Source organism: Dyella dinghuensis (genome assembly GCF_003977615.1).
Taxonomy (GTDB): Bacteria; Pseudomonadota; Gammaproteobacteria; order Xanthomonadales; family Rhodanobacteraceae; genus Dyella_B; species Dyella_B dinghuensis.
Window position 1 is genome coordinate 228,238 of the sequence record NZ_RYZR01000003.1, and the last position, 26,529, is coordinate 254,766.

The 26,529-nt window shown below is 58.2% G+C and carries 16 protein-coding genes; 6 read left to right on the top strand and 10 right to left on the bottom strand.

Going from position 1 to position 26,529, the window contains the following annotated elements; all coding sequences use genetic code 11:
• The first annotated feature begins 141 nt into the window (after nt 1-141).
• The 5 genes from EKH79_RS04180 (at nt 142) to EKH79_RS04200 (ending at nt 6,081) form a co-directional block, all read left to right on the top strand.
• Nucleotides 142-1,233, top strand: a complete 1,092-nt coding sequence (locus EKH79_RS04180; RefSeq protein ID WP_126672539.1) for an XdhC family protein — start codon at nt 142-144, stop codon at nt 1,231-1,233.
• Entirely contained in the window at nt 1,233-1,871 is a 639-nt protein-coding gene (locus EKH79_RS04185) for a nucleotidyltransferase family protein (RefSeq protein ID WP_126672540.1), read from the top strand. The genes EKH79_RS04180 and EKH79_RS04185 overlap by 1 nt, the downstream gene beginning before the upstream one ends.
• Nucleotides 1,872-2,011: 140 nt before the next feature.
• Complete coding sequence (locus EKH79_RS04190) at nt 2,012-3,592, top strand: phospholipase D-like domain-containing protein (RefSeq protein WP_126672541.1); 1,581 nt, start codon at nt 2,012-2,014, stop codon at nt 3,590-3,592.
• Nucleotides 3,593-4,012: 420 nt separating this feature from the next.
• A complete protein-coding gene (locus tag EKH79_RS04195) occupies nt 4,013-4,594 on the top strand; it encodes an acetate uptake transporter (RefSeq protein ID WP_126672542.1) in 582 nt (193 codons plus the stop codon).
• A 56-nt stretch (nt 4,595-4,650) separates the two neighbouring features.
• Entirely contained in the window at nt 4,651-6,081 is a 1,431-nt protein-coding gene (locus EKH79_RS04200) for a porin family protein (RefSeq protein ID WP_233590177.1), read from the top strand.
• 39 nt (nt 6,082-6,120) lie between these two features.
• Here the strand turns inward: EKH79_RS04200 and EKH79_RS04205 are convergent, their stop codons facing one another.
• From EKH79_RS04205 to EKH79_RS04235, 7 genes are all read right to left on the bottom strand, one after another.
• A complete protein-coding gene (locus EKH79_RS04205) occupies nt 6,121-7,608 on the bottom strand; it encodes an efflux transporter outer membrane subunit (RefSeq protein ID WP_233590178.1) in 1,488 nt (495 codons plus the stop codon).
• On the bottom strand, nt 7,601-8,650 hold the full coding sequence (locus EKH79_RS04210) for an HlyD family secretion protein (protein ID WP_126672543.1): 1,050 nt from the start codon (nt 8,648-8,650) through the stop codon (nt 7,601-7,603). Before EKH79_RS04210 ends, EKH79_RS04205 begins: the two co-directional genes overlap by 8 nt.
• Nucleotides 8,651-8,676: 26 nt before the next feature.
• Nucleotides 8,677-8,874 (bottom strand): DUF1656 domain-containing protein, encoded by a 198-nt coding sequence (locus tag EKH79_RS04215; protein ID WP_126672544.1) that lies wholly within the window; start codon nt 8,872-8,874, stop codon nt 8,677-8,679.
• A complete protein-coding gene (locus tag EKH79_RS04220; RefSeq protein ID WP_126672545.1) occupies nt 8,864-10,990 on the bottom strand; it encodes an FUSC family protein in 2,127 nt (708 codons plus the stop codon). Before EKH79_RS04220 ends, EKH79_RS04215 begins: the two co-directional genes overlap by 11 nt.
• Before the next feature lie 13 nt (nt 10,991-11,003).
• The gene (locus EKH79_RS04225; protein ID WP_126672546.1) at nt 11,004-11,495 is read right to left on the bottom strand and encodes a MarR family transcriptional regulator; all 492 of its coding nucleotides are present in this window, start codon (nt 11,493-11,495) and stop codon (nt 11,004-11,006) included.
• 112 nt (nt 11,496-11,607) lie between these two features.
• Nucleotides 11,608-12,606, bottom strand: a complete 999-nt coding sequence (locus tag EKH79_RS04230) for an LLM class flavin-dependent oxidoreductase (RefSeq protein ID WP_126672547.1) — start codon at nt 12,604-12,606, stop codon at nt 11,608-11,610.
• Nucleotides 12,607-12,678: 72 nt separating this feature from the next.
• Entirely contained in the window at nt 12,679-13,701 is a 1,023-nt protein-coding gene (locus EKH79_RS04235; RefSeq protein WP_126672548.1) for a cupin-like domain-containing protein, read from the bottom strand.
• Between the two features lie 283 nt (nt 13,702-13,984).
• Between EKH79_RS04235 and EKH79_RS04240 the strand changes: the two genes are divergently transcribed.
• On the top strand, nt 13,985-15,292 hold the full coding sequence (locus tag EKH79_RS04240; protein ID WP_126672549.1) for a glucoamylase family protein: 1,308 nt from the start codon (nt 13,985-13,987) through the stop codon (nt 15,290-15,292).
• On the opposite strand, the gene pgm is transcribed toward EKH79_RS04240, so the two are convergent.
• From pgm to EKH79_RS04255, 3 genes are all read right to left on the bottom strand, one after another.
• Complete coding sequence (gene pgm, locus EKH79_RS04245) at nt 15,281-16,930, bottom strand: phosphoglucomutase (alpha-D-glucose-1,6-bisphosphate-dependent) (RefSeq protein ID WP_126672550.1); 1,650 nt, start codon at nt 16,928-16,930, stop codon at nt 15,281-15,283. The two genes, EKH79_RS04240 and pgm, sit on opposite strands and share 12 nt — an antisense overlap.
• Nucleotides 16,931-17,030: 100 nt before the next feature.
• Entirely contained in the window at nt 17,031-17,714 is a 684-nt protein-coding gene (locus tag EKH79_RS04250; RefSeq protein WP_126672551.1) for an HAD family hydrolase, read from the bottom strand.
• Between the two features lie 8 nt (nt 17,715-17,722).
• Complete coding sequence (locus tag EKH79_RS04255) at nt 17,723-26,350, bottom strand: glycoside hydrolase family 94 protein (protein WP_126672552.1); 8,628 nt, start codon at nt 26,348-26,350, stop codon at nt 17,723-17,725.
• Between the last annotated feature and the right edge of the window lie 179 nt (nt 26,351-26,529).

Here is a 26,529-nt window from a genome sequence, read left to right on the forward strand (position 1 = left end):
TAAACGATAGGATGATTCGCGTAAGCCGCAAAACGATCTCGAAAACCCGACTTTCAGCCCCAACCATGGCATAAAACGTTATATACCTCGCACCATGACGCTCTCGTTTTTGTCCCCCTCTTCCGGCTGGCGACAGGACTGATGAATTCGGCACATGAGTTGAGCACGTTGATCCACGCGTTGCGCAGGCTGCATCGCGATGCATCGTCCAAGGCTGCCCTGGCTACGCTAACGCGCACACGCGGCTCTACCTTCCGCCGCCCCGGCACGCGCATGTTGGTCTTCGACGACGGCCGCGTGGTGTGCGAACTTTCCGGCGGTTGCCCGCAACGCGACATCGTGGCGAGAGCCCTGGAAGTCATCGCGAACGCAACGCCACGAGTCATCCAGTACAACGCCCAATCGGGTCTTGATGTACTGATGGAGATGGGATGCGGCGGCGAGCTGGAAGTTCTTATCGAGCCGCTGCTCACCATTCACGATACCGACTTTATCGACACGCTGACGACGTGTTTCGATCGCCGTACACCTGTTCACATGGCAACGTTATTCGCTATCGATGACGAAGCGATGATGCCGCGACGACTGCTCTGGAATAGCCATGCCGTTCTTCACGACTCCATCGACGATGAAGCACTGGTCCAGGCGATTATCGAGAGTGTTGGTTCTACCGACGTTAGCAGGGCGGCAACGCTAACACTCTCGTCGGTGCAAGGCACCGCGGATGTATTGATCGAAGCCATAGCACCACCGCATGCGTTGGTAGTGATCGGAAGCAGCGCTGCTGCGCGCGCCTTGTTGCCGTTGGCAAGCGCATTGGGCTGGCAGACAACCCTGGTGGATCACGACCCGGCAAGACTGAATGTCTCCGACCTTCCGGAAGGACTAAAGACCGTTTGCGCATCGCCATCGAGTCTCACGAACGCGCTCCCTCTCGATGCGCACAGTTCTGTCGTGGTCATGACGCACAATCTCGAACATGACGTCGCCTATCTCGGCGCGCTAAAAAATTCGCCAATTGCTTATCTTGGCGCGTTGGGATCAAGAGACCGTGTCGCTCGCATGCGCGACAACACGGCGCTGACCGGCCTGCATGTGCACGCGCCTGCGGGCCTGGATATCGGCTCGGAAACACCCGAAGAGATTGCGTTGGCGATCGCTGCGGAAATCATGGCGGTGATCAATCAACGCAGCGGTGGCTCTCTGCGCGACAACGACGGGACGATTCATTGATGGCGCAACACGGCAGCCACGCGTCGTCACCGGTGATTCTGCTGCTCGCTGCGGGTGAAGGCAGCCGTTATGGCGGCATCAAGCAATTGGCGGACATCGAAGATGAGCCGATGGTAAGGCGTGTGGCGCGTACTGTGCTGGAAACGACGGTGCCCGTTATCGTTGTCACCGGTGCTCATGCAGAAGAAGTAGAGAGAGTCATCGATGATTTGCCGCTTCACATTGCGCGTTGCGACGATTGGCAGCTTGGTATGGGTCAATCGCTCGCCACCGGTGTCCGTTTTCTTGTTAACCGCTTTCCAGATGCCTCCGCCGTTTTGATCTGTCTGGCGGATCAGCCGCTCTTGAGCGTGGCGTCCCTTCAACCACTGCTTCAACGCCACGCTCAAGCGCCGAAGCGTCTTCTGGCGACGGAACGAAACGGAATTAGCGGACCTCCAGCGTTATTTCCCCGGGACTGTTTCCCGCAATTGATGGCTCAGTCGGGTCCTTACGGCGCCCGTGCCGTGCTGGAAAATGAGGCCATGCGGGTCGAGGCATTTGCTTCCGGAGAGACCATGGATATCGACACGCTTGAAGACCTCAAACGCGTGCGCCAATGGCTCGCCGACGCTCATCTTCGCACCAAGATGCCTTGACGCTGGCATCTGTAGATCGTTCGTTCATCAACGAAGGAATACCTTCTCCCACACGAGCGTCGCCTCGGTGTTCATGGTTTTTGCCCGTCGTTGTACATGCTTTTGGTTAACGAACCCAGCATGACTGGTAAGGCGAAGTGATGATCAGGCAGAAGCTTGCAGGGCTCGTCTCATTGATAGCGCTCGTTTTCGCGCTCGGCGCCTGCTCGTCCATTCGTGACGATTACGTCAAGAAGCCCTCGACGGCATTGCCTCCAGCAACAACGACACCGCGCGGCAGCTACATCCAGGCGGCAACGAATCAGCATCCCGACGATTCCGGCTTCCGGTTGTTGATCAGCAGCACCAACGCCCTGATGAGCCGCGTTTCCCTGGCCGATCACGCGAAGCAATCCATCGATCTGCAGTACTACATCTTCGAAAACGATGCGACGGGGCGGCTCATCATGCAGCGCTTGCTTGCTGCGGCGGATCGAGGCGTGCGCGTGCGTCTGTTGATTGACGATCTCGACATGAAAAACGAAACCGACATATTGGAAGCGCTCAATTCGCATCCGAACATCAAGGTTCGACTTTTCAACCCTTTCACGACACGCAATCCATCGATGTTGTCCAAAGCATTCCAGCTCTTGACGGACTGGGACAAACTGAATCGACGTATGCACAACAAGTCGTTCATCGTGGACAACAACGTTGCCATCGTGGGCGGCCGCAATATCGGCGATGACTACTTCCATGCGGGCAATGAAATACACTTCCGCGATCTGGATGTCCTCGCGATAGGACCGGTGGTCCAACAGGCTTCCAACGCCTTCGATGCCTATTGGAACTGCGATGCCGCCTACCCCGTTACTGCATACAAGGGGCATCACACCAGCACCTACAATCTCGACAAGCTGCGCGCCGAGCTGAATCACGATGCACGCACGTTTGCGCAATCCGATTATGCGCAAGCTGCCATCGACAAGCTTCCCAGTGGTCCGACCGATGACAAGCCTGGCAGTTGGTTCTGGGGCCCTGCGACGCTGGTTGCCGATCAACCTGAGAAAATCACTGAGGAAAGCGGCGACAAGTCGCTGCGCATCGGGCCGCAGATTAAAGCGATTGCCGATCAGGCACAGCATAGTTTGCTGCTGGTGTCGCCTTATTTCATTCCTGGCGATTCCGGTGTGAGTTATTTGAATGCGATGAGCCAGCGCGGCGTAGCCGTCAAGGTGCTAACCAATTCGCTCTCGGCGACGGATGAGCCTGAAGTGACCGCTGCCTATTCGCGCTATCGCAAGCCACTGCTCGCGGACGGCATCACGCTTTACGAGCTTCGTCCGCTGCCGAACGAGCAAAATCCCGCTGGCGCAGAAGGTCGCTCATCCGGCTTCAGCCTGCACGCAAAAACGATCGTCGTGGATCGGCGCTATGCCTTTATCGGCTCGATGAACATGGACCCGCGCTCAAAGCTACTTAACACCGAGATGGGCGTCATCATTGATTGTCCGCCACTGGCCGATGCAGTCGCCACGCAATTCTTCGACAAAGCCACATCACCGCAGAATGCCTATCAGGTCGTGCTCGTTGGACATGACGCTACGCATACCGGCCATCTCGAATGGCACGCCGAGAACGACGGCAAGCCCGTGATCTTCCATAGCGATCCCGACGTGTCGATTGGGCGTCGCATAGAGGTGTCGTTCCTCAAGATGCTGCCCATCCAGAGCGTGCTCTGATGCGATCAGGGTTGCACATACCTTTCGATTTCTTGTGCACTGGATGCGTGCTGCTGCCGTCATAATTCGGTAGACTGGATGCGTTCGCGCATGTTTCGCTGAACAACTCGCTTGCGCTGCCGCAGCGCAACAAATCTGCTGAGCGATGTGCGGGAACCGGGTTCAACGCATAGATAAGGCAAAACAAGCTCGGGTTCGAAGAACCGATGCTTTGGCGATAACGGGACAGACTGTCAAACGCTTTTGCGTAACCACGACTACCGCGCTTGTCGATGGTGATCTGGCGATAGCCGTGTACAGCGTCAAACCGGTGCCCTTGTCTGGGGAGATGTCGCACCGGCGATGATCGGCTTGAGGAGACATACGACCTTCGCATCTCGTGGAGCGCCAGCTCCGTTCATTTCCGGGGAGGTTCTTGCAATGAGCAACGAACAGGCAGTCGCGCGATTCTCGAATCCGGCGCCGCTGGGATTGGCCGGATTTGCATTGACGACGTGGTTGTTGAGCATGATCAACGCCGGTTGGTTCACCGGCGATAGCATGAACATGGTTCTGGCAGTCGCACTCGCCTACGGCGGAACTGCGCAGATCATTGCAGGCGTGATGGAGCTGCCACGCGGCAATACGTTTGGCGTCACCGCCTTTGTCAGTTACGGCGCGTTCTGGTGGTCGTTCGCGCTATTCGTTCTGTTTCTGCACGACAAGGTACCGAGTGCATTTGTCGGCTGGTACCTGTTCATGTGGGGTGTTTTCACGTTCTACATGTGGATCGCTTCGCTACGTGCAGCGCGCGCGTTGCAACTGATCTTTCTCGCTTTATGGATCACCTTTTTCCTGCTTGCCGCAGGCGAATGGACCGGCATGGCTGGCTTGCATACAGCGGGCGGCTACGTGGGTTTGATCACGGCTTTGCTGGCGTTTTATTTGTCGGCCGCCGAAGTCATCAATGAGACGCACCATCGTGTGGTCCTTCCCGTTGGCGCTCCAGGTGCTTCTCGATAAACCGGCGTGAATGCTCGCGCATTCGCATCCCTACGGTTGCATGAAGGGAGACATCCATGAAACGGCATGCATTATTTCTGGCCCTTACCGCCCTTGGGCTAACTGTTACCGCCCCTGCCTTCGCCCAATCCGATAGCCGAGATTCGCAGATCAAGGCACTCAAAGCCATTGTCGAAAAGCAGCAGAAGCAACTCGACCAGCAGCAGCAGGATCTGGCATCGCTGCACGCGGCACTAACGCAATTGCAAGGTCAACAGACGCAGCAGCAAACGCAGATTCAACAGACTCAGCAAGCACAGCAAACGCAGGCCGCTGCTATTGCCGCCGTGCCGCCGCCGTCCAAACCATCGTTTACGGCGGGTAATGGGTTGTCGGTCTCTTTCAACGGCTTCATCGACGCCACCGCGTTCTCGCAGACCAAGAGCTTTACGTACGGCAACGGTCAGAATGCAGAATTTCCGATACCAGGATCGCTTGGTTCACTTAGCGGTTTCGATGTGCGCAACACGCGCTTCATGTTTGATTTGACAGGTGCCAAGGTTGCCGGCGACTGGGTCGGCGGCGCGCATCTCGAAATGGATTTCTTCGGCGGCAACAACGGCACCGGGGCTTATTCGCAACAGCAACCGTTGCCACGCCTGCGTCAGGCCTACATGGTGCTGGAGAATCCGACGACCGGCAGTACGTTGAAGATCGGCCAGATGTGGGACTTGATATTCCCGCTGGACGACCTGCCCGATTCGCTCAGCCATATCGCGTTTCCGCTGGGCTATGGCGCCGGCCTGATCGGCTGGCGTTTTCCGGGCGCCATCTTTTCGCAGGATCTCAATCATGGCTCGACCGGGCCCGCGTGGCGTCTGGATGTGGGCGTGTTTGAGGGCACTTGGGATGGCCCGGGCAACAACCTCAATTACCTGACAGCGGGCAACGCGGGCTTCCGACCGCAAGTGGAAGCGAAGCTGCATGTCGAGCAGGACAAAGAATGGATGTTTTTTGCCGCTGCGCACTACAGCCAGATCGATCTTGCCGGCGTAGGTGGAACGGAGCCGACACCGATCAAACGTGAATTCGGCAGCGAAGCGTTCGAGCTTGGCGCACAGTGGACACCAGGCTCGTGGATATTCAAGAGCGTGCTCTACACCGGCCGAGGCATCGGCGAGATCTTTGGCGACCTGTCCCAGTTCGGCGATATCAAGGACGACGGTGGCTATCTGACGGGCGGCTACAAGTTCACGAAAAACTGGAGCGTAAATGCGTTCTACGCGATCGCCAAACCCAGTGCGAACGATGTGATTCGCTGGATGGGCAACGGTTCAACCGGTTTACTGAGAAACCACATGTACGCGACCAATGTGGAGTACACCGTCGGCGACTACTCCTTCGCGCTGGAATGGATTCACTCGGTGCTCTTGACGACGACCAACGGCGGCAACCGTCTCAACACCAGCGGCAATCAAGTCAATCTGAGCGCCTTCTACAAGTTCTGACGATGCGAAACGAGCTGGCCACGGACGGCCAGTCGTCGCTCAACGGTTGATTGCTTGCGCCGATGCGCTGGCTGACGGCGCACCGCTGGATGCATCCGCGCCATAACCGCCGCCCAAGGCATCGATCAGACGAATGGACAGGTCGGCCTGCAGACTTTGCAGCGCAGCCAGCTGCTGTTCGGTTTGCAGCAGCTGCTGACGGCTGATCAGTGGTGTCAGAGGCCCCGACACACCACCCTTGTAGCCCTTGAATGCATCGTCCCAGCTTTTCTGCGCGTCGATGTTCGCGCGCTTTTCCAAATCGATCTGCGTGTGCACCGAATTCAGTGCGGAAACGAGATCCGATACTTGATTGATGGCGCCGATCAACAATGTGTTGTAGCGCGCGACGGCTTCGTCGTAGCCCGCATTCGCCGACGCAAGATTGGCGCGCAGACGGCCGCCGTCGAAAATCGGCAGACTGAGTGCGGGGCCGAATTCGTACTCACGCGCTGGCAGCTGGAGGACATTTACGTTGCCGACCGCAACAAATCCTGCCAATGCGCTTAAGCTGATATTCGGAAGAAATTGGGTTCTTGCTGCCTTGATATCCAGCGACGCTGCTTCGACGCGCCAGCGTGCAGCGACCAGATCGGTGCGCCGACCCATCAGGTTTACCGACAACGCATCAGGCAATACAAGCTTGCCTGCATCGAGCATCTGCGGCCTCCCAATATCGAGGCCGCGGTCAGGCCCCTGCCCCAGCAACACGGACAAACTGCTGCGTGCCGCATCGATAGCACGATCTGCCTGCGCTTTTTCCTGCTCGGCACTCGCTGCCTGCGAGTCGGCCAGCGCTTCTTGCTGTGGTGTGCCGAGACCGCCTTCAACCAGACGGTGCGTCAACGCCAGATACTTCGCCGTGCGCTGCTGCTCGTGTTCGGCAACATCCTGTACCGCGAAGGCGTACCCAAGGCTTACGTAAGCGCGCGCGACATTGACCGAAAGTTCGATACGCGCTGCGTAGGCATCGAGTTCTGCGGCACGGCTGCGGCCAAGTGCAGCTTCCCATGCGTCGCGCTTGCCGCCCCACAGGTCCAGATCCCACGAAAAACCCGCGGTAACGGTTTTGCTCCAGGCGAACGAACCGATGGCGTACTCGGGAAAAAGCGGATCTTTACTTGAAAGCCGTGCACCAATGACATTGGCATCCAACTCGCCTTGCGGCGCGCGTGCTGCATCGAGACTGGCAGCCACTGCTTCGGCCAGCCTGGCGCGCGCCTGTGCTTCGTCGAGGCTTGGATTGGTATGCAATGCCTCGTTGATCAGTTCCGATAGCTGCGGATCGCCGAGATCCTCCCACCAATCCTTTTTCGGCCACGCCGTAGGACTTAGCGACACGTTCGCCAGGCTACGTTCGGCCTTCAGACTATTCACGTCGAGTCTTGCGCCCGTGGGATGCAAGCCGCCCGGCGTGACGCAACCAGCCAACGCGACGCACAACGCTGTCGCGATGGCTATCGATCCGAAGCGATGCATGTCAGTCATTGCCGGATGCATCCGCGGTTGCCTGTGACGCGTCGCCACGCTCTTTGTGCTCGTCTGGGTGCACGATGAGCGTTGCCGTCATGCCAGCCACCAGCACGGTGCCGGCAGGCATATGATCGGTATCGATGTGTATTCGTACGGGAACGCGCTGCGCAAGACGCACCCAGTTAAAGGTGGGATTGACGTTGGCGAGAAGATCCGCGCCCAACGGATCGGCCGAATCGGTGATACCGCGCGCAATGCCTTCCACCGTGCCGTTCAAATGCGTACCGCCGCTCATCAGGCGGATGTCGACCGGATCGCCAACGCGAATATGCGGCATTTTCGTTTCTTCGAAATAGCCGTCGATCCAGTAGGAGTGACGATCGATCAGCGCGAGGCGCGGCACGCCTGCACTCGCATAATCACCCACACGCACAAGCAAATTGGTGACGTAGCCATCTACGGATGCACGTACTTGCGTTCGATCGAAATTGAGCTGCGCTGTCGCAAGCTCGACCTCCGCCTGCCTTACCGCCGCTAACGCCTGCTGTTGACCCGCGGCCGCCTGCTCTTGTCCCGCTTGCGCCTTGTTGACGGCCGCACGTGCCGCATCGGCCGTTGCCGCCGCATTGGCGCGGTCTTCCGTGGAAACGACATCCGATAGTGCCTGGCGACGCTTGGATTGCTCGGCATACATATCGAGGTTGGCGCGGCTTTGTTCCGTGCTCGCTTTCGCCGCATCGATATCGGCACCCGCCGCACGCAGTTTTGCTTGGGCCGCAGCAAGATTGGCCTTGGCCTGATCGAGCGCATCCTGATAGCGCGCCTGGTCGATCACGAAAAGCACGTCGCCTCTCTTTACCGTCTGATTGTCGACGACGTTGACTTGAGTCACCAAACCGGGCACATCCGGAGCGATGCGCACAATATAGGCCCGAATACGCCCGTCTCGCGTCCATGGCGAAAAAAAGTAGTGCCGCCAAAGTGCCCAACCGATAAGCACGGCTAGCAGCAACACAAAAGCAGTCAAGGCAACACGGATGTACTGGGCAGTTTTCATAGAGGTCACAGTCGAGACATTCGCCATTAATACAGCAGCAGCGCAATGCTGCCGAAGATGCACGCGATCAGCGCCAGGCGGAACAATGCCGGGTGCCAGACATAGCGATACAGGCCAAACCGCCCGATCACCATATCGATGAAAAACAACAGGAACAGCGAAATCAGAAACCAGACCAGCAATCCGGGAATCAATACGCCGGCGATGGCTATTTCACGTGGCATGACCGACTTCCTCGCTTTGTTTCTTCCGTGGCATATAGTCGGCGAGCACAGATTTGTCATCCAGCAATGCCAGGCGAATCAGGTGTAGGTGCACAAGCAGCCGTTGCGTGCCTTCGAACTGATTCAGTTGCGAAATCGAACCAATCAGTGCGTCGCGTGCTTGCGTGTAGGCAGAGGTTGTAGGGCTATCGTACAGATTTTTCAGCGCATCGATGGCTGGTGTAATCGCACGATGAACACCCTCCGGCCAATGCTTCGCGGCGAGGTCATAGCGCAGCTGGATCAGCGCGCGCCCGGTCTCATGCACGGACAGCGCCCACGCCAGCAATGAACGGGATTCGTCGCTCCCGCGTACGGTCTGCGCGACGATCTGACTGAAGAGATCGTGATTCGTGCTTTCAAAGCGATCGATCAATCCAGGCAGTGGCGCCTCGGCAGCCACGCACACTTGCCGGCGCAAACGCTCGAACTGGCGGCGAATAAACCATGGGCTGCCGATGGTCGATGGCACGAAGGTGAAAGCGACCGATGCCGATCCAACGCCGACCAACTGTGCAATCGATTCGTTCAAGAAGCGAACCGGGTCATACACCATCGGGTTTTTCAGTGCGATGAGATTGGTGAACCCGATCAGATAACCGGTACCGATGCCCGTCGTCGACGGCCACGCCATCAGCAATGCACCCATCATGAGAAATGGCGTGCACCCGGCGATCAGCAGGCCATAGCCATCCATATGGGTGAGTATGTAGAACTCGCATATGAAGCTCGCAGTCGCACCCAGCACATAACCGATAAGGAAAGCATTGACGGCTTTGATCGGGTTCGGCGCCGAGGCGAATAATCCGGCAAAGACGGTCGCGATGACCATCGCCGACGCACCAGAAGGCCATGCCAGAACGATCCAGAAAAAAGAGAGAACGGCCATCGTCATGGAAGCGCGAAGCACTGCGAGCCAAGCACCATAGATGTCGTTGCCGCGCGTGAAACGGATTCGCACGGCAGAGCCGGTAACGCCGCCCGGCGCCTGCAGCAGCGCCGCGGTATCCGTAAAGGCATACAGTTCGTCGGCGAAGCGGTGCACCAGGTCGGCACCCGTGTCGAAATCCTGGACATCCTGATCGGTTTGAAGGCTCGCGCGCATCACGGGTATATGAGCACCTATCGCGCGGCGAGCATCGTCCAGCCTGGGCAGAATGCACTTGGCCGATGTATCAGCATCGATCGGTATGTCGAGCGCTTCGCCCAACGGCGCATAAAGTTGGATAAGCGCCGCAGCAGGCACGTTGCGCCCATTGCGCTGAAGCCGGTTGATCAGATGGTGCAAGGACTGCAGACTGGTCGATGCGGCCATGAAGCGCTGATTGAAAAGCAGGATGTGACCGCTGCGTGCGCGCGCCTCGGGATCTTCGAAAATCACCGAGCTTCGCATGTCTTCCAGCGTGACTGCATCGCGCACGAAGCGCAGATGCGCTTTTTCGATATCGCCACGCGCTGTCTTGCCAGTCGTGGCCCGCTCCACAAATTGCATGAAGTGCGCATATTGTTCGCGCGCTGCGCGCCGCATGATGGCGCGGATGTGGCTGGGGAACACCAGATCGCTGACGACACCTGAGACCACAATGCCCAGCAATACTTCACTGATGCGCGCGACCGCGCCGTCAAATACGGCGAGCGGATTGTTGACGACCGGAATGACGATCAGCGCTGCGGTATAGCCCGCGAGCACAAAGGCATAGGCCTTGAAGTTGCGGTTGAGCGTCGCTCCGCCCGCGCACAGGCCGACCCACAGCGACAACGCCCCAAGAAACAGCACACGTTCCTGCGGAAAAAGGCCCACGATGACCAGCGCAGCCAGGGCGCCAACGACCGTGCCTATCGCGCGATAGAAACTCTTCGCCAGCACCATGCCGGACTGCCGGTTGGCGACAAGGATGGTAGTGAGCATGGCCGTGGAAGGCTGATCCAGTGCAAAACGCATGGCCAGCCAGCCGGTGAGGAAAAATGCCAGCAAGGTCTTGGCGACGAAGAGCCAGGTTTGCGTTTCGTCGCGCAACGCCGTGACGACGACATCGCGCGTCGTGGGTGTCACTGCATTGACATCGGTTACGGACATGACGATGACCGCCTCAGTCTGCCAAACCGCTCAAGAACTTTTTCAGAAGCTTTTCAAGCTGAACCTGTTCGGCGACAGCCAGATGACGCCCTTGCCTTACCAGCAACCCGCAAATGTCCGGCAGAAAACTTTCGATCAACGCCAGCCCTTTTGGCGTCAAACTCAGTTCGACCTTGCGCCGGTCGTCTGCACTGGCATTGCGGCTGATCAATCCTTGATCGGTCAATTCATTGGTCAGCCGCGTGATGTTGGCCGATTTCTCGCCCGTTGCATCAGCCAGCTCCGAAGGGGACATCGTACCGCTGGCGCTGCCATACAGCATCATCAGCAAGTTGTATTCCGGGTGGTTCACGCCATACGGCTTCAGCAACGCGTTTGCCTCGTCGTTTAGCAGCATATGGATGTGCTTGATCAGCCGCACCAGCACGCCGGGTCGGCGCGGGAAATCAGGGTAACGGCGGCACGTGACGGCCAGGCGCTGCTCGGTGGATGCGAAATCGCTCATATCCCCACCCCCATTATTCAGTTATATATATTTTATAAATGTATTATCTGAAAGTAAAGAAGCCGATGCCACCGCATGGGCAGACATCGGCTGAGTGATCAGAGGAATTTAATCAGGCGGCAGCGGATAACGCGCTACGCGCCTGCATCGCCAGTTCAAAGGAACGCTTGCGTGCGGCGTGATCGAAGATGTTCGCCGTGACCATCAATTCATCCGGTTGATGGCGATCGATGAACGCAGCCAGCCCTTCTCTCACCGTGTCCGGATTGCCAACGACGGCGCAAGCCAGCGCACGTTCGACGCCGTACTTTTCGGTCGACGTCCAGTAAGTCTCGATGTCGTCGATAGGCGGCGGAATCAATCCAGGCCGGCCGCGGCGCAAGTTGATAAAACTCTGCTGCTGCGTGGTAAACAACCGCTTCGCTTGTTCATCGCTTTCACTGGCCACAACGTTCACGCCGAGTATCGCGTAAGGCTTACTGAGGCGCGAGGACGGTTTGAAATCGCGCCGATAGAGCCTCAGTGCTTCGTCCATCTGGTCGGGCGCGAAGTGCGAGGCAAAGGCGAATGGCAGACCCAACGCGGCGGCAAGCTGCGCGCTGAAGAGGCTGGAGCCGAGCAACCACACCGGCACATCCAATCCAGCACCCGGCACGGCACGAACGGGCTGTCCGGGCACGGCGGGCTCGAAATACGCGAGCAGCTCCTGCACATCGTTCGGAAACGTTTCGGCGCCCTCGTAATAACGACGCAACGCACGCGCCGTGGGTTGATCCGTTCCTGGCGCGCGTCCCAGCCCCAGATCGATGCGACCCGGATGCAGCGACGCCAGCGTTCCGAACTGTTCGGCCACCTGCAACGGTGCATGGTTGGGCAACATGATACCGCCCGCTCCAACGCGGATGCGCGACGTTCCACCTGCGATATGTCCGATCAATACCGCCGTGGCCGCGCTCGCGATGCCTGGCATGTTGTGGTGCTCGGCAAGCCAGTAGCGCGTGTAGCCAAGCTGCTCGGCCCAGCGCGCCAGGTCGAGTGAGTTGGCGAAAGCCTGTTGCGGTGTGCTGCCTTCGGTAACGGGAGCGAGATCGAGTACAGAAAAGGGAATCATGGCGAAGACTCGTTGACCAGCTCCCTATGTGGGGGCTGGCCGCGATGTTTCTATCCCTCTCTGGTGCGTCTTTTAGAAGGCCTGCTGCTGGGGGTATTCGCCGGTGAAATCGTTATCCCAGAGGAAGTTGGTGAACGACACCGTCACCGACATCTCCAGACCTTCCACAAAGTGCCAGCACCCAACCGGCAGGAACAGCACCTCCCCGGGATTCAGCACGCAGGAAAGTACTTGTACGCCATCCATGCGCGGATAACGCGCCAGATCGATCTGGCGACCATCAACGTGCGTAAAACAATGTTCATGATTGTAGACATGCGCGATCTCGCAGGCGGGCATCAACAGGACGCGCTTGCGCCCCATCACCTGCGCCATGAAATTGTTGGTGAGATCGTGATGGAACGGGGTGACCGTTCCTTGTGGTCCAAACCACAGAAAGCCTTGTGTCGCACCTTCACCGGTCAGGTATTCGGGAATCTGCACGATGTCGTCCCACAACTCGGCCAGCGCCGTGCGATTTTTTCCCTCGTTATAGGCCGTCATGTAGAAATCGTTGCTGCGGCCTGCGTTGCGTACCAGTTCGACATAGTCGCCAAACGGCATCGTTTTACGATGCGCCGTCTTGCGTAGCTCGTATTGCGCATCGGAGTCGCGGCCGAACTGGATCTCCACCTCGCGATCGCCGCAGCGATCCTTGAAGTAATCGAGGCTCCACTTCGTCATTGCAGGCCAGTCTTCCATCATGCCCGTGATGATGACGGGGCGGCCGGCGGTGTAATACGCGTCGAGAAATTCTTCACGCGAAAGCTTGTGGCGGCGAGGCACCTCGGCATCTCTCAGGCGATTCATGCGGCGCTGAGCGTCTAAAACCCAATCGTGCTTGGCGAGGCGATTGCGCAGCCGTTGCGCGCCGACGATGTAAGGACTGGCCATCGCCTGTTGCAACTCATGCACGGCTTCGTCATGCGGGATACCGGCATTGAGCATCTGCTCGTAAATGCCCTGCGGCGGACCATCGAGCAACAGGTTCTCGGCGATCCAGCGACGCCACTCGTTATCGACGTGAACGACAGGCCTTAGTTCCACGGTTGCCATGACTTCCCCTCGCCGTGCCGCGCGGCAGTTTTTCGCCCGAGCTTAGCGCAGTCTCCGCTGTCGGGAAGTAGACGCCGATCACCGGATTTGCGCCTCCTCGTCTCGATTGCGTGAGGTGAATTTACATTATATAAACAACATAAACATATGATTTATATTAGTATAAATTCGTAGAATTTACTTTAAGTGCCGTGTTTGACGTGCGGTCCACTTCGGCCATGAAACAGTCGGCTACTGTTGCACTGCAGATGCGGCGCGAAAACACACCCATCGGAATGCCACGTTGAACGAGTCAGCCGAAAGCAGTTTGCACCGCCATATTCAACGTACGGCCTTTGCGTACTTTGACTACGAGACCAACCCCGACAACGGCCTGGTGCTGGACAAGAATGCACCCGATTGGCCGGCGAGCATTGCGGCAACCGGTTTGGCGCTCGCCTGCTATCCGATTGCGGTCGAGCGCGCCATGATGGATCGGCGCACGGCGGCAAAACGAACGCTCGCCACGCTGCGCTTCTTCAAGGCTAGTCATCAAGGGGAAGAGGAAGACGCCACCGGCTATCGCGGTTTCTATTACCACTTCCTCGACTACAAAACCGGCAAGCGCGCATGGCAATGTGAATTGTCCAGCGTCGATACGGCCTTTCTGATCGCCGGCATGCTCGCTGCCGCCGCCTACTTTCAGGACGACACTTCGGAAGAACGCCAGATACGCGAACTGGCCGACGTGCTGTACCGGCGCGTCGAATGGGACTGGCTGCTGGACGATGCGGATCGCATCCGTCATGGCTGGAGGCCAGAAAGCGGTTTTATACCTTTCGACTGGGAAGGCTACGACGAATCGTTGCTGCTGCACGTGCTGGCGCTGGGCTCGCCGACTCATCCGGTGCCCCCTCACGCGTACACCCATTGGGCTTCCACCTTCAGCTGGAAGAAATGCTACGACATCGAGTACCTCTACTCCGCACCACTGTTTACACACCACCTTTCGCATGTGTGGCTGGACCTGAAAGGCATCCAGGACGAATTCATGCGCGAGCACGGCATCGACTATTTCGAGAACAGCCGGCGCGCCACACGCATTCATCGCGAATACGCCATCGATAATCCACTGGGCTTCAAGGGATACGGCTCGCATTGCTGGGGTATTACGGCAAGCGACGGCCCAGGACCTGCGACACGCGTCATCGACGGCATCAAGCGGGAGTTCTTCGATTACGTCGGACGTGGTGCGCCTTACGGCGTGGACGACGGTACGCTCGCACCATGGTCCGTCGCCACATCCCTGCCCTTTGCGCCCGACATCGTCGAGCCTGCCGTGCATTACTACGTGCACAAGCTCAACCTGCACGATGTGCATCGCTACGGTTTTCGCTCCACGTTCAATCCGACGTTCGGCGAGCCGGGCAGTCCGTGCGGCTGGAAATCAAAATGGCACTGCGGACTGAACATCGGCCCCATCGTGACGATGATCGAGAACTATCACACCGGCATGCTGTGGCAACTGATGCGCGGGGTGCCGTGCATTACCGCCGGCCTTCGCAAGGCCGGCTTCAGCGGCGGATGGCTATCCGAGGAATCAGCTGCCTAGCGCAGCATCGACAATCTTCTGCGCCTCGTCCAACAGCGCCTTGAGATGCGCCTCATCCTTGAAGCTTTCGGCGTAGATCTTATAGATCTCCTCCGTACCTGAGGGACGCGCAGCAAACCAGCCGCTGGCAGCGATTACCTTGATCCCGCCAATCGCAGCATTGTTGCCAGGCGCATGATCGAGCACCTGTTCGATCTTCTCACCCGCCAAATCCTTGATATGCAGCTGATCGGGCGAAAGCTTCGACAATTTTGCTTTTTGCTGTGCGTTCGCCGGTGCGTCGATGCGATCGGAGTAAGGCTTGCCCAGCGTCTGTGTCAATTCGACAAACAGCTGTCCGGGATCTTTCCCTTCGCGTGCCGTCATTTCAGCGGAAAGCAAAGCGGGAACGATGCCGTCCTTGTCAGTGGTCCAGACACGTCCATCGTGGCGCAACAACGAAGCACCTGCACTTTCTTCGCAGCCAAAACCAAGCGAACCGTCGAACAGACCGTCGGAAAACCACTTGAACCCGACAGGTACTTCATAAAGCTTGCGATCCAAACGCTTCGCCACGCGGTCGATCAGCGACGTGCTGACGACAGTCTTGCCGACACCCGCCTGTTTGCTCCAATGCGGACGATGCCGGAACAAATAGTCGACCAGTACGGATAGATAGTTGTTCGGCAGCATCAAGCCGCTGCTGCGCGATACCACGCCATGGCGATCATGATCGGTATCGCATGCAAACGCGACGTCGTAGTCGTTTTTCAGTCCAATCAAGCGTTGCATCGCGTAGGGCGATGAAGGATCCATGCGGATCTTTCCATCCCAATCGACCGTCATGAAACTGAAAGTCGGATCGACCGTTTCGCTAACCACCGTCAGATCGATGCCGTAGCGCTCAGCAATCGGCCTCCAGTAATGCACGCCCGCGCCACCCAGCGGATCGACACCCATATGCACGCCCGCATTTCGAATGACATCGAAGTCGATGATGTTGGCGAGATCGTCGACATAGTGCGTGAGGTAATCGTGTTCCTTCACGATGCTCGCGTGGCGTGCTTTTGCAAAGTCGATGCGCTTGACGCCTTCTAATTTCTTCTCCAGGAAAGCATTCGCGCGCTGCTGAATCCAGCCCGTCACATCGGTGTCTGCAGGGCCACCATTGGGTGGGTTGTACTTGAAGCCGCCATTATCAGGAGGATTGTGCGATGGCGTAACAACGATGCCGTCGGCCAGACCTTCCTTGCGGCCGCGGTTGTAGACGAGGATGGCGTGCGACACCGCCGGCGTGGGCGTATATTCGTCGCCCGCCGAGATCATCACCGGGACATCGTTGGCGACCAGCACTTCCAGCGCACTCTCGAATGCCGGACGCGACAGCGCGTGCGTGTCGATGCCGATGAAAAGCGGCCCCGTAATTCCCTTGTGCTGTCGGTAATCGCAGATCGCCTGGCTGATGGCCAGCACATGCCACTCGTTGAAACTGCGTTCGAATGATGAACCGCGATGACCGGACGTGCCGAATGCCACGCGCTGCGAGGGTTCCGACGGGTCCGGGCGCAACTCGACGTAGGCATCGAGCAACTTGCGCACATCGACCAGCATGGATGAAGGGGCAACTTTCCCCGCGTTCTTGTCGACCTTCGCGTTCACGTGCTGTCCTCAGGCATCCATGGGTCCGCTCATTATGAGCGATGGCCTGCGAAACGCTGTTAGGTATGCGTGTGCAAAACCGGAAACAGTCGTTGTCTGTTCAGGCGGCCGGTGTCATGGGTGTACGCACCAGCCGGGGCGCAAGTCCCGATAACTCGGCGATGCGCGAAATGGTGTGGTCCGGCGCTGGCTGGATGGTCGCCATGTCGGCCTGCGCCGCATAGTGTCCTTGTTGCACGAACACCGTAGTGAGCCGGCCACCCATTTGACGTTTCATCGCAGCCAACAGATTGGGTTTGTCGTCCACCATCACATAGTGGCCTGCCGGGTAGCGTGCTTGCACGACGCCGAGCGCATGATCCTTGTGCACGAAGATCAGCACCTCGCCACGTATCACTTCGTAGATGCCGGCGCGTTCGACCTTGTGTGGCTGAAACACAATATCGCCATCGGACAGGACGACCGCTTTTCCCAGCGTGTTTAGATGTTTGATGATCGACAAAGCCTCTGGAAAAACCAGCTTCTCGAACGGATAGTGGAACAGCCACGATGACATCGCCAGCAAGCCTGGACGGTCGTCGTTCTCGCGGCGGAAGTGCTGGAGTGCGCCGAGGTAATCCGCGTAACCCACGGTGTCGCGCAGTTGTTCGTAGAGCGACCAGTAACGGTCGCATTCGTCCTGCCCGAACAACTCCTTCATTTGCGCACGAAGATCTGACGCGAAACGATCGTTATCGAGCAGCGTGTTATCGACGTCCAGCAGAAAGATGGTAGATGTGTTCATAAATTGATCTACAAATGAATGTCGACGCGATGTTCGCCACCGTCGTCAACCAACGGCAAGCGATCATGGTTGATGAGTTCGCCATTGAGCAGAATACGGCGCGCACCTGATTCTTCCGATGACGCGTGCACCGTGATCTGATAATCCGTCTCACGGTGCCGGTAACTCAAGCTGTAGCCCTTCCAGTCTGGCGGAAGAACCGGTTCGATGTACAGAACCTCGCCCTCCACGCGCAGGCCCAGCAGGGATTCCATGATCAGGCGATACATCCAGCCGGCCGAACCGGTGTACCACGTCCAGCCGCCACGTCCCTGATGCGGTTTGCCAAAATAGACATCGGCGGCCATCACATACGGTTCGACTTTGTAAACATCGATGTTTTCGCCGCTTCCGTGCGTGATTGGGCTGATCATGTGCAACAGTTCCCATGCGCGGCGTGCATCGCCCATGGTGGCAAACGCCATCGTTGCCCACACCGCCGCATGCGTGTATTGACCGCCGTTTTCGCGGACGCCCGGCACATAGCCTTTGATATAGCCCGGGTCCAAGGGCGCCTTATCGAACGGCGGATCGAGCAGCTGGATGAGGCTTGCTTCGCGTTTCACCAGATGCTTGTCCAACGACTCCATCGCTTGTTGTTGCCGCTCCTTCGACACGGCGTTGGACAGCACGGACCAACTCTGTGCAATGGAGTCGATGGTGCATTCCTGGTTTTGCTTGGAACCCAGCGGCGTTCCGTCATCGAAGTACGCGCGGCGGAACCATTCGCCATCCCAGCCATGCTCTTCCAGGCTGGCCGAAAGCTTCTTCGCTTCGTCCTCGCAGCGCTTTGCAAACGCCTCGTCTTGATGGCGACGCGCTGTTTCCACAAACGAGGTCAACACGTCGTGGAGGAAGAAACCCAACCAGATGCTTTCGCCGGTGCCTTTCTCGCCGACACGATTCATGCCGTCGTTCCAGTCGCCCGTACCGATCAATGGCAAGCCGTGCGGGCCGCGGGCCATGCTTTTTTCGATAGCGCGAACGCAGTGGTCATACAGTGTCGCACTCTGTTCCGAGCGCACGGGCAAGTCGTAATACGATTCTTCGTCCGGTTTGACGGGGCGTCCTTCGATAAAACCGACGCGCTCATCCATCACCCCCGTATCGGCGGTGATGTGCACGTAACGGCTGGTGGCGAGCGGCAGCCACAGATAATCGTCGGAGCAATGCGTACGCACGCCACGATCCGATGGCGGGTGCCACCAATGCTGCACGTCACCTTCGAGGAATTGATGCGCGGCACTTACCAACAGATACTGCCGCGCGTTGTACGGGCTGGCATGGACCATCGCCATCGTATCCTGCAATTGATCGCGGAAGCCGAACGCACCACCCGATTGGTAGTAGCCGCTGCGACCCCAGAAGCGTGCTGCGATGATCTGATACATCAACCAGCCATTCGCCAACGCATTGACGGACGGATCGGGTGTGCTGACCTGCACCTTGCCAAGCGTCCAGCGCCAATGCATGCGCACTTCTTCCAGCGTCACGCTAGCCGAGGACGAACCGCGATAACGCTTGGCAAGGTCCGTGGCACCCTTGGCATCGTGCGCGGCGCCGAGGCGGAAGATCACCTCTCGCGTATCGTCTTTGGCCAATTCGAAAGGCACCTGTATCGCTGCGCACGGATCCAGCCCCGGACCTAACCGGCCGGACAACCCTGCGCGCGACATCACCTCCGGGCTGCGCAGACTACCGTTTCGGCCGAGAAATTCGGTGCGATCGCCGGTAACACTGCGCGTAGTCGCATCCGTATCGAAAAACGCCACCCTACCCTGGAAATCGGTGTTGTAGGCGTTGCGCGCCAACAACGCACCGGTGACGGGATCGGATTCGGAAACGATATGCATCGCATACTTCGTGCGCAGATCGCCCAACACCCATTCCACGTAACCCGTCGCGGACAAGCGCCGCGCGCGACCGGACCGGTTGTGGACACGCAGCACCGAGAACTTGATCGGCGCGTGCAAGGCGACATACACCCAAAGCTCGGAATGAATGCCGTCTTCGATGTGCTCGTAAACCGAGTAGCCAAAACCGTGGCGCGTGATGTACGTGCCTTTTCCACGATGCGGTAACGGCGTCGGCGACCAATAGTGACCGTTTTCCTCATCGCGCAGATAGATGGCTTCGCCGCAGGTATCGCGGATGGGGTCGTTGTCCCACGGCGTCAGCCTGAATTCGTGCGAGTTTTCCGCCCATGTATAGGAGCTTCCCGCTTCGGAAATCACACAGCCGAAATCAGGATTGGCCAGCACATTGACCCACGGTGCGGGCGTCGGACGACCAGGTTGCAACGCGATGACGTACTCGGTTTTGTCGGCCGTAAAGCCACCATACCGATTACTCAACTCCAGTGTTTCGAGCAGCGCTTGCGTCTCATCTTGCGCTGCTGCCTGCTCGGCACGCGGCGTGCGTGAAATCGTAAGACGTGGCAGTTGCGACTCCACGCGGCGACGTTCGATCTGCTCGGCCAGCGTGCCGCGGTTATCGTAAAGGACGATGCGCGCAACGGATTGCACCAGTACGCGATCTTCGACCGATAGCTGTTGCGACGGGCGTACAAAAATGCCGCCCGGGCGATCAACGAGATTGGCTTCGGTGCCCGATGCGATAAGGCCGAGAATGAGATCCTGCAGCTGCTGACGATAGCCGGCCAGATCCTCGTTCCAGATCACCAGATCGACCGAGAGTCCCTTCAGACGCCAATACGCATGCGCTTGCACCAGTTGCCGCACGATGTCGATATTGGCGGTGTCGCCGATACGCAAGAGGACGATCGGCAAATCGCCGGAAATGGACTGCCCCCACAGGCCGGATTGACCGCGCTGATTGGCGATCAGCACGCTCGCTTCGGCGCGCAGCAAAGTGTTGGCGTAAAGAATGGAAGCGGCCATGCGTTCGTAGAGGCGCGCATCGGCATGCGTGGCATTCAACTGCTGCAGTAGTACCTGACTATGCGTCCAGGCGAGATCGAACACACGATCGGCCAGATGGCGATCGCGATATTTCTCGGCAAGGTGTTGGCACGCATCGCGATTGTCGGCCATACCCGTGACGATATCGACCGTCGCAGAATGTTCCGGCGGCAATGTAATGCGCGCGCGAATGGCAATGATCGGATCGAGCACAGGACCGACGGTATTGGAAAGCGCATCATGCGACGGCAAGCGGCCCAACGCGATTGGCTTGGCGATACTCCGGCCCCGGCCGATAAACTTTGCGCGGTCCGTCTCATACGAAATGAGGTCGACATGCGCATCGTGCACCGTCATCACATGGCACATCCATGGCACGCGCTCGTCATTGGAACGCGGCCGGCGCGTACCGATAAGCGCCTGTGCCGACTCGATCCATTCGGTTTCGACAAATAGGTTGCTGAATGCAGGATGCGCCGCATCGGCACTCGCCGGCGCGATGACAAGCTCAGCATAGGTCGTGATTTCGATGGTACGCGGCTTTCGTCCACGATTGGTCAGCCGAACGCGGCGCAGCTCGATGTCGTCTTCAGGTGAGACCACAATTTCCGTATGCGCATCGTAATTCTCCATACGTACACGGAATTCCGCACGGGCGTCGGAGAAGATCGCCTCGAAGTGATCCGGCTTCGCTAGCGTCGGCTGATACGTTGTCGACCAGAATTCTCCGCTTTCCACATCGCGTAAATAGCAGAACTGACCCCAGTTATCGCTGGTGATGTCTTCGTGCCATCGATTGATCGCGAGATCGCGGCAACGGCTGTAACCGGCACCGGAACTGCTCACCATCACGTGGTAACGGCCATTCGACAGCAGCTGCACGGCGGGTCGTGGCATGTTGGGATCGGCGAAGACGCGTAGCGTCGTATCGGCTGAAGTATTCACGGGGTTCATCATGTGCAGGCCGGTGGCGCGCAGATATTCAGACGCTGCTTTCGGAACACGTTCTTGCAACAGCAGCGCATTCGCGCGGAATTGAGGATCAGTGTCGAAACGTTTCTGCATCGGCTGATCCAGCAGCATGTAAGCGAGCGACAACAAGCTCATGCCCTGGTGGTGCGCCATGAACGAGCAAACCACTACCGATGTCTGCCCGTGTGGCACGCGTGCCGGTGTGTAATCGATGGCCTCGTAGAAACCGAATCGCCCTAACCTCCCTTCGGATAACAACCGCTCGAGGTTGGAACAAGCATATGAAGGCGCCACCATCAGCGCCATGACTGTGGCATATGGGGCAATGACAATGTCTTCGCCGAGCCCACGCTTCAAGCCAAGGCCCGGAACGCCAAACGCGCGATACTGATAATTGAGATGCACGTCGACGGTGTTGTAGCCCGATTCGGAAACACCCCAGGGCACGCCCGTCTGCGTCCCGTATTCGATCTGCCGGTCGACGGCGGCGCGGCAGGTGCGATCAAGCAGCGTGCCCTCATAGCTAGGCATGACCAGGGTCGGCATCAGGTATTCGAACATCGAGCCTGACCACGACAGGAGTACGGGCTCGCCGCCGGTTGTCGTCAGCAAACGGCCGAGGGCGAACCACCCCTCCTGCGGCAGCTGGCCCTGCGCAATGGCGACGTAGCATGCGAGGCGCGCTTCCGATGCGAGCAGGTCGTAGCAACCCGCATCGAGACGACGCTCATCCACGTTATAACCGATCGACAATAGTTTCTTGCGGTGGTCGTACAGAAAGCCAAAGTCCATCACAGCCAGATCGGAAACTACCGATGCCAGATGCATGATGAGTTCGCGACGAGCGGAGGGGCCCGCCGATTCATCATTGGTACCTGAGTTTGCCGCCATCAGCACCTGACGCAACGTGGGAATGTCCGGCAGTTCTGGATAATCTGTCGTCCAGGCAAGCGCAAGGTCCATCTCCTGCCTTATGTCCAGGACTTGTTCGCGCAACCGCTCGTACCAAAAGTGCGTTTCGGATGTTTCGTCGCCTTGAAGCTGCGGCCGCAGTTCCTCCGCCTTCGCTTGGAATTCCAGCACGTACGCGGCCATGCGTTCCAGCGAATGCGGCGGGTTTTCCAGCGTTTCCAGCACGTGGGTGCGAAGGCTCGTGAGTGCGCTATTGGAACGTCCACCTGGCGCCACTTCACGCAAGATAGTCAATGTATCGCGCAACCCTTCCAACAGGCTCACCTCGAACATCGGTGCATCGAGCAATGCGAGCAAGCCGGGGCGAAGCGTCAATAAGTGCGCAGCGAGATTTCCGCTGTCCACCGATGAAATGTAATGCGGTGCCAGTGGTCGTGCAGTGGTCGTGTCATACCAGTTGTAAAAATGGCCGCGATAACGCTCCATGCCCTGCAACGTCTGCAGCGTCTTGTTGACGCGATCGAGCAATCTTCCTGTAGTGATAAAGCCAAAATCGTGCGCGGCGAGACAAGACAGCAAGCCCAGGCCAATATTGGTAGGCGACGTCCGGTGTGCGACGACGCTGGTGGGAACTTCCTGCATGTTGTCGGGCGGAAGCCAGTTGTCCTCCGCTCCCACATACGTTTCGAAGAAGGCCCAGATTCGTCTCGACAAACCCCGCAGAAACTGCAGCTGCTTGCCCGATGGTGTGAACACCACTTCTCTGCGCTGCTCGCTGGACCAGCGTACGAGCGCGGGGGCCACCAGCCAAAGCAGCACGATCAATGCTGCAGGCGCCCACGCATGTGTGTGGTTGTGTCGCAGATGCCATATCGCCACTCCGGCCGCAACGGCCAGCGCGGGGTTGATCCACATCACGCGATAGATGCGCGACATGGAGGAGTCGGCGGCTCGCTCCACATCGCGCGATGTTCGCCACTGGAGCAAGTTGCGACGGCTGACCAACATCCGCCACAGAGTCCGAAGGATCGCATCCAGGCTGTAATACGCTTCGTGCGGCAACGTCATCAGACCGAACGCCGCGCGCATGAAATGCTGGCCGGTAGAAATCATCGCCACCTGCAGATGCGAACGCATGGAGATGTCGTAGGGCTTTTGCACAATCGCCAATAGCGATGAAAGCAGCGGCAGCGTGAACAGCAGCGCGAGAATCGCCACCGTCCAGGTTATCGGCTGCGCAAAGCAGAGCCATGCCACCAGAAACAATGCGACGAAGGATGGCGCGACAAGACTGCGGCGCAGATTGTCGAAAATCTTCCACCGCGACAGGTGGCTTAGCGTGTTCGGTTTCCAGTGCCCTTCCGGCGTAGGAACGCGCGGCCACATCCATGGCAACAATTGCCAGTCGCCGCGAATCCAACGATGACGCCGCTGGTAATCGCTGATATAGCCGGAAGGATATTCTTCATAAAGCAGAAGATCGCTCAGCAATCCGGACCGGGCGTAGCAACCCTCGATCAAATCGTGGCTGAGAATCGTGTTGTCCGGGAAACGATCTTCCAGTGCCTTGACGATGGCATCCACTTCGTAGATGCCCTTGCCAATGAAAGAACCCTCATTGAAGAGGTCCTGATAAACGTCGGATACCATGCGCGTGTAAGGATCGATGCCGACTTCGCTTCCGAACAGCATCGCGTAACCGGAGCGCGCCGAACTGGGTAAGCTGATACCGAGCCGCGGCTGAAGAATGCCGTAGCCGCGCACCATATGCTCTTTCTTCTTGCTGTAGATCGGCCGATTGAGCGGATGCATCATCGTGCCGATGAATTCTTGCGCAGCATCGCGAGGCAACTGGGTATCGGCATCGAGCGTGATGACGTATTTCACTTTGCGTAAGACGTCCACCGGCCCGATCGTCTCTTCGAATGGCGACGCGTCACCCGTGCTGAGAAGATTATTGAGATCGGTCAGCTTTCCGCGTTTGCGCTCATGCCCCATCCAGATCTTGTCGGCGGCGTTAAAGCGGCGTGGGCGATGCAGAAAATAAAAGCGATCGCCGGACCCTGGCGCATATTTCGCATTGAGCAATTCGATGTGATGCCGAGCCAGCTCCAGTAACTCTTCGTCGCCCTCCGCATGCTCCGAAGCGGCGTCCTTGTAGTCGCTGAGCAGCGCAAAGTGAATATGTTCGTCGCGGTTGGCGAGGAAATGCACTTCCAGCGTTTCCACCATGTCTTCCACATCTTGGGTGTTTCCAAGCAATGTGGGCACGACAACCAATGTTCGCCCCGCTTCCGGAACGCCGTGCGAATAATCCATGCGCGGCAACATCGCCGATGTTGTCGTGACGGTCACAACCCAGTTCACTAGACCCAACGCGAACTGGCTCGTCGCCAGCAGGGTTGGCACGACAAGCAGGATCAGTCCCCAAAGAGGAAAGTCGTTCTGTGCCGCCACACGAAGAATGGGCGCGGTAAATGCCAGTGTCAGCACCACAATCATACCGACATACAGCAGCAGCGGAATGCTGAAGAATGCGCGGCGCATGCTCATCAGCGTGTGATGGCGATAGCCTGCCTCCCTTTCCAGAATAGGAAGGCCCTTATCGACCAGGTAGTAGCCCACATGGGCACCGATACCAGGCACAGCGCTACTTGATGCGCAGTTGTGCGCGAGCTCAAGCGCAACCTTGGCGACTTCAACCTCGTTGCGATTGCTGGAACGTGCCAGGCGCTCCACTACGTGGCGATATTGGTCGCGGGTTGCGAAATCCATATCCTCGTAAATGCCCGCGGGGTCTTTCCGCAAGGTTTGCTCGACAACGCTCAACCGCTCGACGAAGGTGTGCCAATCGATCGCACCAAGGTGGCGAAGGCTGGTGATGCTATTGCCTATCGATACTTGATTGGCAGCCTGCTCCTGCGCTTCAAGTTGCAGCTCGTGCTCGATACTCGAGCCGGTTTCCGCGAGACGCTGTTCCACCCAAGTAAGCGGTAACGCCAGCACGGCGCTCTGGCCCTGTAAGCGTCGGGCGAGTTCCGCCACGAAAGCGCTGGTCATGGGCGGTTTCGAGCGGGCCATATCGGCAACGCCGATGACCACACTCTTCGGATCGCGCTCGGCGATCTCGGTGACGATATCCGCCCATTTGCTGGCCTGATCGCGATAATTCCAATCGGCCAGCACGCGCGCAGCGGCACGCCGCAGGTTTTCGATCAAGGCAAGGCGAAGCATGATCGGAATCGCCCACAGCTCGCCGATGGTCAGCGGCTGCACCGTCTGATAGGCGTCCATGAAGCGCCCGAGACTTTCATCGTCGACGCGCCCATCGCCGTGCGAGATGATTTCCAGTGCAAGCACGTAGACACGCGGGACGCCGTCCGGATCGTCTTGCGCAAGACGGGGCAGCTCGCGGTTATAGCTCTTGGGCAGATGCCGCTGTGTAATGCGAATCTGCTCTTCGATCAAATAGTAGTTATCCAGCAGCCACTCGCCCGCAGGCGAAATGCGGCGATTGCTCTTGGCAGCGGAGGTAAGCGCCTCGCATGCTTGCAACAGCACCGCTGCATTCTCGTCGAGCCGTTTGAGCAAACGGTCGGACGACGAGCGTGGGCTGAGCTTGTGCTGCTTGGCGAGCGCAATGCCGTGCTGCTCCATCTGTTCGGCACTGAAAAGCTCCGCACGCAGAGTCGGCTCGATCGCTTCTTCGCCCGCCACAGACTCGGCATGTCGAGCCGACGGATGGGTGTGGAAAGCGGTTTGCAGCAAAGATGGCTTGTCGATCCTGAACATTGCTCCCGTCCGGTTTTCGATACCACCTTCCGACAGGCGAGTTGCCATACCTGTCGTTCATCGCACGCCTGGGGACGGCGCGCTGCACGGTGCGCTGTGAGTTAAAAAAAATAGACTTCAGCGCGTGAAATTTAAGTACGCAGCATGTTGTGATGACCGAAGATCGGCCTTCCCCATCG

Excerpts from the sequence above, each read along its gene's own strand:
- EKH79_RS04180 (WP_126672539.1), top strand. The coding sequence starts at position 142 with ATGAATTCGGCACATGAGTTGAGCACGTTGATCCACGCGTTGCGCAGG.
- EKH79_RS04185 (WP_126672540.1), top strand. The coding sequence starts at position 1,233 with ATGGCGCAACACGGCAGCCACGCGTCGTCACCGGTGATTCTGCTGCTC.
- EKH79_RS04190 (WP_126672541.1), top strand. The coding sequence starts at position 2,012 with ATGATCAGGCAGAAGCTTGCAGGGCTCGTCTCATTGATAGCGCTCGTT.
- EKH79_RS04195 (WP_126672542.1), top strand. The coding sequence starts at position 4,013 with ATGAGCAACGAACAGGCAGTCGCGCGATTCTCGAATCCGGCGCCGCTG.
- EKH79_RS04200 (WP_233590177.1), top strand. The coding sequence starts at position 4,651 with ATGAAACGGCATGCATTATTTCTGGCCCTTACCGCCCTTGGGCTAACT.
- EKH79_RS04205 (WP_233590178.1), bottom strand. The coding sequence starts at position 7,608 with ATGACTGACATGCATCGCTTCGGATCGATAGCCATCGCGACAGCGTTG.
- EKH79_RS04210 (WP_126672543.1), bottom strand. The coding sequence starts at position 8,650 with ATGAAAACTGCCCAGTACATCCGTGTTGCCTTGACTGCTTTTGTGTTG.
- EKH79_RS04215 (WP_126672544.1), bottom strand. The coding sequence starts at position 8,874 with ATGCCACGTGAAATAGCCATCGCCGGCGTATTGATTCCCGGATTGCTG.
- EKH79_RS04220 (WP_126672545.1), bottom strand. The coding sequence starts at position 10,990 with ATGTCCGTAACCGATGTCAATGCAGTGACACCCACGACGCGCGATGTC.
- EKH79_RS04225 (WP_126672546.1), bottom strand. The coding sequence starts at position 11,495 with ATGAGCGATTTCGCATCCACCGAGCAGCGCCTGGCCGTCACGTGCCGC.
- EKH79_RS04230 (WP_126672547.1), bottom strand. The coding sequence starts at position 12,606 with ATGATTCCCTTTTCTGTACTCGATCTCGCTCCCGTTACCGAAGGCAGC.
- EKH79_RS04235 (WP_126672548.1), bottom strand. The coding sequence starts at position 13,701 with ATGGCAACCGTGGAACTAAGGCCTGTCGTTCACGTCGATAACGAGTGG.
- EKH79_RS04250 (WP_126672551.1), bottom strand. The coding sequence starts at position 17,714 with ATGAACACATCTACCATCTTTCTGCTGGACGTCGATAACACGCTGCTC.
- EKH79_RS04255 (WP_126672552.1), bottom strand. The coding sequence starts at position 26,350 with ATGTTCAGGATCGACAAGCCATCTTTGCTGCAAACCGCTTTCCACACC.